Annotated in this window: 8 protein-coding genes; 4 read left to right on the top strand and 4 right to left on the bottom strand. The window is 66.5% G+C overall.

Translation table 11 applies throughout. The features are described 5' to 3' along the window. Nucleotides 1-64: 64 nt before the first annotated feature. On the bottom strand, nt 65-490 hold the full coding sequence (locus RM531_RS15185; RefSeq protein WP_311660491.1) for a DEAD/DEAH box helicase: 426 nt from the start codon (nt 488-490) through the stop codon (nt 65-67). Between the two features lie 203 nt (nt 491-693). Further along, nucleotides 694-1,122, bottom strand: coding sequence for a SufE family protein (locus RM531_RS15180; RefSeq protein ID WP_311660489.1), 429 nt, complete (start codon nt 1,120-1,122; stop codon nt 694-696). A gap of 57 nt (nt 1,123-1,179) precedes the next feature. Here RM531_RS15180 and yidD point away from each other — a divergent pair, with 57 nt between their 5' ends. The 4 genes from yidD (at nt 1,180) to gltX (ending at nt 6,634) form a co-directional block, all read left to right on the top strand. Next, nucleotides 1,180-1,467 (top strand): membrane protein insertion efficiency factor YidD, encoded by a 288-nt coding sequence (gene yidD, locus RM531_RS15175; RefSeq protein ID WP_349255455.1) that lies wholly within the window; start codon nt 1,180-1,182, stop codon nt 1,465-1,467. Nucleotides 1,468-1,488: 21 nt separating this feature from the next. Then, nucleotides 1,489-4,680, top strand: a complete 3,192-nt coding sequence (ileS, locus tag RM531_RS15170; protein ID WP_311660487.1) for an isoleucine--tRNA ligase — start codon at nt 1,489-1,491, stop codon at nt 4,678-4,680. A gap of 178 nt (nt 4,681-4,858) precedes the next feature. Further along, nucleotides 4,859-5,110, top strand: a complete 252-nt coding sequence (locus RM531_RS15165) for a type B 50S ribosomal protein L31 (protein ID WP_311660484.1) — start codon at nt 4,859-4,861, stop codon at nt 5,108-5,110. A 69-nt stretch (nt 5,111-5,179) separates the two neighbouring features. Continuing rightward, complete coding sequence (gene gltX / locus RM531_RS15160; RefSeq protein ID WP_311660482.1) at nt 5,180-6,634, top strand: glutamate--tRNA ligase; 1,455 nt, start codon at nt 5,180-5,182, stop codon at nt 6,632-6,634. 22 nt (nt 6,635-6,656) lie between these two features. Here the strand turns inward: gltX and RM531_RS15155 are convergent, their stop codons facing one another. Beyond that, nucleotides 6,657-8,117, bottom strand: a complete 1,461-nt coding sequence (locus RM531_RS15155; RefSeq protein ID WP_311660479.1) for a TrkH family potassium uptake protein — start codon at nt 8,115-8,117, stop codon at nt 6,657-6,659. After that, complete coding sequence (locus RM531_RS15150; RefSeq protein WP_311660477.1) at nt 8,114-8,785, bottom strand: potassium channel family protein; 672 nt, start codon at nt 8,783-8,785, stop codon at nt 8,114-8,116. The genes RM531_RS15155 and RM531_RS15150 overlap by 4 nt, the downstream gene beginning before the upstream one ends. Between the last annotated feature and the right edge of the window lie 65 nt (nt 8,786-8,850).

Below are 8,850 nucleotides of genomic sequence, written 5' to 3'. Positions count from 1 at the left end.
GTCTCCTGATAAGGAAAGGGCGCCTGTCTGGCGGTAGCATTTACGAAAAATTCGGTAAACGTTTTCATTCCGCATCATCCATGCCTGAAAACCTGACAGGTGAATGGCCCCCGCGTCGTTCAGAAGGCTCCCAACCTGATCGGGGCCGCCAGGAGACAACGGGCGACGAAGATACTGAAGTGCGCGTTTGCCCAGCCGGTGGTTCACGGCCTGTTTCTGCAACTGCCTGTCGCCACGGTTCGATTTTGCGTCGCGTCTGCTCCACCAGAACCCGCATGGGCAGGCAGTAGACCAGTCGCCGCGGGGTTTCCGGGTCACGCTGCAGGCGTTTGTGCAGCCACGCGCGGATGATGGCTGCGGTTTTGCCCAGCCCGGTCGGGATGTTCAGGTAATCCGGCCAGGGCTCGGTTGCCAGCCGGGTTTGATACGGATATGGCCGCATCGCTCCAGCACCGTGTGCCTGGGCGAAAAAGCGGCTGTAATTGTCCATGCGCCTCCCCTTGCCGGCGCTTGTTTTCAGACACCCTATCCGAGTGGGTGGGTCATTTCACGATGCGGCGAAAGCGAAGAGGGTTGGCAATCGCAATCGCCGCAGAATTGGCAAGGCGAGAATAAAGTGGGGCTAGGTGATTGGCTTTGTCGAATGCTCGCTAAGAGCGGGCGCTTGCCAGCGTGTAACGCTGGCTTGACGCGTCAATTCGTACTGGCATCCAACCGCCGCGCCCCAAGCTGTCGGATCGCCTCCACCATGGAATGCAGCCCGTTCCGCCGGTTGGCGGTGATGTGCTGTTCCAGCGCCAGTTCCTCGAAGATAGCCTGGATGTCGGTGTCCACGATTTCCTGCGGGGACTTGTCGGAGTAGATCATCAGCAGCACCGCGATCAGGCCGCGCACAATATGGGCGTCCGAGTCGCCCAGGAACCGGATCTGCTCGCCGTCCCCGGCCTCATCGGCGATCAGCCAAACCTGGCTCATGCAGCCGCGCACCTTGTTCTCGTCGCGGTAGGCCGTCTCGGGCAGCGGTTCGAGCTTGCGTCCCAGATCGATGATGAAGCGATAGCGCTCCTCCCAGTCCGGCAGCATCTCGAAGGTGTCTTTCAGTTGTTGCAGCTTGGTGTCCATGCGGTCGATTCTAACAACCGGCCGCCGGGACGCCGAATTCGATAGAATCGCGAGCCGATGAGCACTCACGAGCGAAAGTCCTGGCTGGCGATGCTGCGCGGCCTTGTGGTCGGCCTTCTGAGCCTGCCGATCCACGGTTATCGCGCGGTGATCTCCCCGCTGCTAGGCCCGCGCTGCCGCTATTATCCGAGCTGCTCGGCCTATGCGTTGGAGGCCCTACGGGTCCACGGACCGCTCCGGGGCGGATGGCTGGCCGCCCGGCGCATCACCCGCTGTCATCCGCTGCGCGAGGGCGGCCACGATCCGGTGCCGCCGGCGGATGCGTCGCGGTCGCCCAGACGGTAAGATGCCGCGGCGCAAAAAACCATGACCCAGTTTTCCGAACACAAGATGCTCGACATGCCCTCGCTGGACGCGGACATCCGCGGCTGGTGGGAGGCCGAGCGCGTGTTCGAACGTTGTGGCGAGGCGCGCCACGATGCACCCACCTTCACCTTCTACGAGGGCCCGCCCACCGCTAACGGCCGGCCGGGTATTCATCATGTGCTGGGCCGCACGGTCAAGGACACGTTCTGTCGCTACAAGACCATGCGCGGCTACCGCGTGGACCGCAAGGCCGGCTGGGACACCCACGGCCTGCCGGTGGAAATCGAGGTGGAGAAGGAACTCGGGCTACAGTCCCGCGAGGACATCGAGGCCTACGGCATCGCCGAGTACAACGCCGCCTGCCGGGAGTCGGTGCTGCGCTACAAGGCGCAATGGGACGATCTCACCCGGCGCATCGGCTACTGGGTGGACCTGGATGCGCCCTATGTCACCTTCGCCAACGAATACATCGAATCGGTCTGGTATCTGCTGAAAAAGCTCTGGGACCGGGGCCTGCTCTACAAGGGCCACAAGATTCACTGGTATTCGCCGGGCTCGGGGACGGTACTGTCCAGCCACGAAGTCAGCCTCGGCTACGAGGAAGTCCAGGACCCGAGCGTCACCATCCGCTTTCCGCTGGCGGGTGAGGCCAACAGCTTCTTCCTGGCCTGGACCACCACGCCCTGGACGCTGGTCTCCAATGCCGGCCTGGCGGTGGGTCCGGACCTGGATTACGTCAAGGTCCGGCCAACGGGTGAGGATGCTGCCGACGAGGTCCTGATACTGGCCGAAGCTGCGGCGCCGCGCCTGCTGGGCGAGAACTACGAGGTGATCGAGCGCCTGACCGGGCGCGATCTGGTCGACACCCGCTACACGCCGGTATTCGACCACTTTGCCGACCACCCCGAGGCCGGTTCGGCCTGGCGGGTGGTGCCGGCGGATTTCGTGTCCACCGAGGACGGCACCGGCATCGTCCACATCGCCCCGGCCTTCGGCGCCGACGACTACGCCACCGGCCAGGCCAACGGCCTGCCGCTGCTGAATCCCGTCGAGCGGGACGGCCACTTTGCCGCCGACTGGCCGCTGGTGGGCGGGCAGTGGTTCAAGGACGCCGACAAGACCATCGCCCGCGATCTGAAGGACCGCGGCCTGCTGTTCGCCCGCGACGTCACCGTGCACAACTACCCGCACGACTGGCGCAAGGGCACGCCGCTGATGAACTACCCGGTGGAGTCCTGGTTCGTGCGCACGTCCCCGCACAAGGACCGGCTGGTCGCCCTCAACGAGACCATCAACTGGTATCCGGCGCATGTCGGGCGCGGCCGCTTCGGCGACTGGCTGGCCAACAACGTGGACTGGGCGCTGTCGCGCCACCGCTACTGGGGCACGCCGCTGCCCATCTGGGTGTCGGATACCGACCCGTCCCACGTCGAGGTGATCGGCTCCATCGAGGAATTACGCGAAAAAGCCGGCGATGCGTTACCCGATGACGCCGACCTGGATCTGCACCGCCCGCACGTCGACGACATCACCTGGCCGGCACCCGGCGGTGGCACCATGCGGCGGGTGCCCGAGATCATCGACGTCTGGTTCGATTCCGGCGCCATGCCGTTCGCCCAGTGGCACTACCCGTTCGAGAATGCCGAGGCCTTCAAGGCCAACTTCCCGGCGGACTTCATCTGCGAGGGCGTGGATCAGACCCGTGGCTGGTTCTACACGTTGCACGCCATCGCTGCGCTCACCGAGGAATCGGTGGCCTTCCGCAACGTCGTGGTCAACGGCCTGCTGCTGGACGCCGGCGGCGAGAAGATGTCCAAGTCCAAGGGCAACACGGTGGACCCGTTCGAGGCCCTGGACACGCACGGCGCGGATGTCATCCGCTGGACCATGTTGGCGTCGAGCCCGCCCTGGGACAACACCAAGTACGCCGAGCGCAGCCTGCGCGATACCCGCGCCAAGGTGTTCGGCACGCTGGAGAACGTGTACGCGTTCTTCGCCACCTACGCCAACATCGACGGGTTCGACCCGGCGGCCGAGGCGCCCCCGGTGGCCGAACGCCCGGAGCTGGATCGCTGGATCCTGTCCCGCCTGCAGACGACGGCCGGCGAGGCCGTTGCCGCGATGGACGATTACAACCCCACCATTGCCGCCCGGGCAGTCGAGCGCTTCGTCGACGAACTGTCCAACTGGTATATCCGCCGCTCGCGGGAACGCTTCTGGGCCGGCGCCCGGGCCGACGAGGCCGATGCCGACGACAAGCGGGCCGCCTACCACACCACGCTGACCTGTCTGGCTGCGGTGGCCCGGTTGATGGCGCCGATCGCGCCGTTCTTCGCCGAATGGCTGTACCGCAACTTGGCGGTGGCGCCGGGCGAATCGGTGCATCTGGCGGCGTTTCCCGCGGCCGATGCATCTCTGCTCGATGCCGATCTGGAGCGCCGCATGGCGCTGGCGCGGGCCATCGTCGGCAACGTGCTGGCGCTGCGCAACGAGGCCGGCATCAACGTGCGCCAACCACTGTCGCGCATTCTGGTGGTGGAGGAACCGGCGGTGACCCGGGCCGATGTCGAAGCCGTGGCCGCGGTGGTGCGCGACGAGGTCAATGTGGACGCCATCGAATTCGTCGCTGGTACCGGCGATCTGGTCACCCGCAGTGCCAAACCCAATTTCAAGCAACTCGGCAAGCGGCTGGGCAAGCTGATGCGCCCGGTCGCCCAGGCGGTGGCCGAACTCACCGACGAGCAGATCGACGAATACCTGCGGGACGATTGCCTGACGCTGACTATCGCCGATCACCCGGTGGAACTGGACGAGGGCGACCTGCTGATCGAGGCCGAGGGCGTCGAGGGCTGGCTGGTAGGCCGCGAGGACGGCGTTACCGTGGCCCTGGACGGCGCCATCACGCCGGCGTTGCGTCAGCGTGGCCTGGCCCGCGAAGTGGTTAACCGTATTCAGCGCCTGCGCAAGAGCGCCGACTTTCACGTGGCCGACCGCATCGACGTGCAGTTCGCCGCCGACGCCGAGCTGGCCGCGGCCATCGATGCCCATCGTGACTGGGTTTCGGGCGAAGTGCTCGCGGTCAGTCTGGAAGCCGGCGACGCGCCGGCCGGCGAAGCCTGCGAAACGTTCGATATCGACGGTCTGAAACTGGTGGTCGGCCTGAGTCGTCGGCAGCTCGAACAGGCCGGTTGAAACCGGCCCTACGCCCTCATCCAGCCAGTGACGATTCCTCGTAGGGCGCGATTCATCGCGCTGGTTTCAATGCCCGTATTGGCACGAGAAGGCTGACACGCTGGCTTTGATTGCGCTATACTAGGCGGCTATCGCCGGCCCGCGGCAATTCGGCAACCAGACAACCAGAGCAGCGACAATGAGACAGGATATCCACCCCAACTACCGCCCGGTCGTGTTCAAGGACATCTCCGGCGAGCTGGCGTTCATGACCCGCTCCACCGCCCAGACCAACGACACCATCGAGTGGGAGGACGGCAAGGAATATCCGCTGGTCAAGCTGGACGTGTCCAGCGCCACCCACCCGTTCTACACCGGCAAGCAGACCATCATGGACGCTACCGGTAAGGTGGAGCGCTTCCGTCAGCGCTACGGCATGGGCAAGAAGTAGCACCGAACTACCTGTTTTCGACTATCGGACGGCGCGCCTCGGTGCGCCGTCTTTCGTTGTGAGACTCCCATGACTGTCGTCACCCGCTTCGCCCCGTCTCCCACCGGCTATCTGCACGTGGGTGGGGCCCGCACCGCGCTGTATTCCTGGCTGCATGCCCGTCAGGCGGGCGGCACCTTCCGCCTGCGTATCGAGGACACCGACCGCGAGCGTTCTACGCCGGAAGCGGTGCAGGCCATTCTCGACGGCATGGCCTGGCTGGGGCTGGATCACGACGGCGCCATTGAATACCAGACCGATCGCTCTGATCGCTACCGCGCGCTGATCGGGCAGTTGGTCGAGGCCGGCCACGCGTATCCCTGCTACAGCAGCGCCGAGGAAGTGGAGGCCATGCGCGAGGCCGCCCGCGCCCGCGGCGACAAGCCCCGCTACGACGGTACCTGGCGCCCGGCACCGGGCAAGGTGCTGCCGGAACCGCCGGCCGGGGTCGATCCCGTGATCCGCTTCGCCACGCCGCAGGCGGGTGAAACCGTCATCCACGATCTGGTCAAGGGCGATCTCACCCTGCCCAACAGCGAGCTGGACGATCTGGTGATCGCCCGCGGCGACGGCACCCCCACGTACAACTTCTGCGTGGTGGTGGATGACATGGACATGGGCATCACCCATGTCATCCGCGGTGACGACCACGTCAACAACACGCCGCGCCAGCTGGCCATCCTCAAGGCGCTGATCGCCATCGGCGCGGCGGGCGAGCACGCGGAACCGCCGCATTACGCCCACGTGCCCATGATTCTGGGCGCCGACGGCAAGCGGCTGTCCAAGCGCCACGGCGCGGTCAGCGTCATGGCTTATCGCGAGCAGGGCATCCTGCCGCAGGCGCTGCTCAATTACCTGGTCCGTCTCGGCTGGGCCCACGGCGATCAGGAAATCTTCTCGCTCGACGAGATGCTGGCGCATTTCGACATCGCCCGCGTGCAGGGCGGGGCCGCCACCTTCGATCCCGCCAAACTGCTCTGGGTCAATCAGGAACACATCAAGAGCACGCCGGCCGACGCGCTGGCCGACGAGTTCACCTGGCACCTGAGCCAGCAGGGCATTGACCCCGCGGACGGCCCGCCCGTCACGGATGTCATCGAGGTACTGCGGGAGCGTGCCCAGACGCTGGTGGAAATGGCCGACAAGGCCGCCATGTTCTACCGGCCGGTCACCGGCTATGAGGACAAGGCGGTGAAAAAGCACGGCAAGCCGCCCGCCGCCGACCGTCTGGCCGAGGTGCACGCCGCGTTGTCCGCGCTGGAAGACTGGCAGCCCGAGGCCATCCACGCCGCGGTCCACCGGGTAGCCGAGCAGGCCGAGGTCGGCCTGGGCAAGGTGGCGCAGCCGATCCGGATCGCGGTCAGCGGCACGGCGGTGTCGCCACCGATCGATCAGACGTTGTGGTTACTGGGACGGGAGGAATCGCTGGCGCGGCTGACCGCGGGCATGGCCTGGCTGCGCGAGGCCGGTCAGGGCAGCGGCTGAGCTCGGCCGGGTGCGCTCGGTGCTATCGGCGCCGTTCCATGATCAGCGCCACCATCACCATCACCGGCACGATTTCCAGGCGGCCGGTCCACATCAGCAGCATTGCCACCAGCTTGCCGCCGGCGGGCAGGGTGTCGTAGTGGATGGCGCCGGCCGACATGCCGGTGTTGGACTGGATGGCGAATACCTCGAACAGGGTGCTGCCCAGCGGTGTATCCGCCGGCACGAAATGCAGCATGGCGAACAGCCCGGCCAGCGCCACCAGCAGCCAGCCGATGGTCAGGGTGGCCGCCGCGCGCACCCGCTCGTCGGCCTCGGCCCGGGTCAGGGCCTCGCCGTCCATCATGTACCGCATCACCTGATGGGGTGAGCGGGCCGCCGCGGTCAGACTCCAGCCGATGGCCTTGAACAGGGTTACCAGCCGCGCGAGTTTCAGCCCGCCGCTGGTGGAGCCGGCCATCGCCCCGAGCGTGACCGCCAGCGTCAGCAGCATCAGGGTCAGCGGGGGCCAGGCCGATATGTCGCCGTGGGCAAAGCCCGCGGTGGTCACCGCCATCACCCAGACGAACAGGCTTTCCGACCAGGCGATGTCCGGCGCCGCCAGGGCATTCTCCAGCGTGATCAGCAGCCCGCCGCCAAGCAGAATCCACCAGAAGCTGCGAACCTCCAGGCCGCTGAACAGTCCGCGCCCGCTGCGGATGACTCGGTAGTGCAGGGCAAAGCCGATGGCGCCCATGATGGTGATCAGCCCGTAGGCAAGTTGTCTGGCCGGTCCGGCCGCGGTAATCGGATCGGCGGCCACTGTGAAGCCGCCGGTGGCGATGGCGGTCATGCCGTGATTCACCGCCTGCCACAGCGGTTCGCCCAGCAGCCACAGCAGGCCGATGGCCAGCGCGGTATAGGCCAGATAGATCGACCATATTGCCTGCACGGTGGCGCGTACCGAGGGCAGGATCTTCTGGCGGCGGGCCTCGGAGCGGTACAACGAAAGCGCGCTCTGATGGGTGGGCAGCACCGAGAGCATGATCACGATCACCCCCACCGCGCCCACCCATTCGCTGAAGCTGCGCCACCACTGCAGATAAGCCGGCAGCGTGGCCGGATCGGCCGCCAGACTGATGCCGGTGGTGGTGAAGCCCGACAGCGATTCGAACAGCGCATCCAGCGGCTGGGTGTAGGCAACGTGGCCGGACAGGTAGAACGGCAGCGCCCCCACCGTTGATACCGCCAGCCAGGACAGCGCCGCGATCAGGAAGGCGTGTCGTCGCTGGGTTTCCGCCGCGTCGCGGCACAACCAGAACAGCAGTTGCCCCAGTGCCAGGGCGCCGACGCAGGTCACCGCCATTGCCCCGACGCCGGTCGTCTCGCCGAACAGCAGGGCGACGGGAATGGACAGGGCGGCCATCGCCGCCGGCACGTGCAGGAGCATGCCGATGCCGCGCAGCACCGGCCCGTGGGCGCCGCCGGCGGCGGCGCGGATCACGAATCGGCGCCGTTCAGGCGTGACAGCACATCCTGTGATGTTCTCCGGGACGTGAACACGATCACGCGGTCGCCACCCTGCAAACGGGTCTGCCCCCGGGGGAAGAAGTGCTCGTCGTCGCGGCTGACGGACACCACTACCAGATCCTCCGGCAGCGCGTCGTCGGCCTTGAGTTCCGCCAGGCTGGCGGCCAGCAGCGGCGAATCCGCCGACAGCGTCAGCTCGAACAACTGCTGGCGACCGGCCAGGGTGGTGACGTCCTCGGCATCCGGGTACAGCACGAGATCGAGCAGATGCTGGGCCACGAGCACCTCCGGGTCCACCATCACGCGGATGCCCAGCCGTTCGAACAGCTGGGTGTGCGACTTGTGGTTGACCACGCTGGTCAGGCTGTCGATGCCGGCCTCCTGACCCAGCACCATGGCCATCAGGTTGGCGGCATCGTCGCTGGTGGCGGCAATCAGGGCGTCGGCGCGCGTGCCGCCGGCCTCCTCGAATACGTCATCCTCGGTGATCGAGGCGTGCAGCACCAGTGCGTCATGCCGCCGGGCACAACTCTCGGCCGTGGCTTCGTCGGACTCGACCAGGACCACGTTGTGACCGTCCTTGAGGGCCAGCCCGACCAGGCTGTCGCCGACCGGGCCGCCCCCCACCACGATGATGTGCACTATGTTGCCTGCCTTGTATCAGCGCGGCCGTCGCCGCCGGACCGGGAATACGGTAGCAGAACGGC

It is taken from the genome of Spectribacter acetivorans (genome assembly GCF_031846305.1).
GTDB classification, from domain to species: domain Bacteria; phylum Pseudomonadota; class Gammaproteobacteria; order Nevskiales; family Salinisphaeraceae; genus Spectribacter; species Spectribacter acetivorans.
This window is presented reverse-complemented; position numbering and strand designations above follow the sequence as displayed.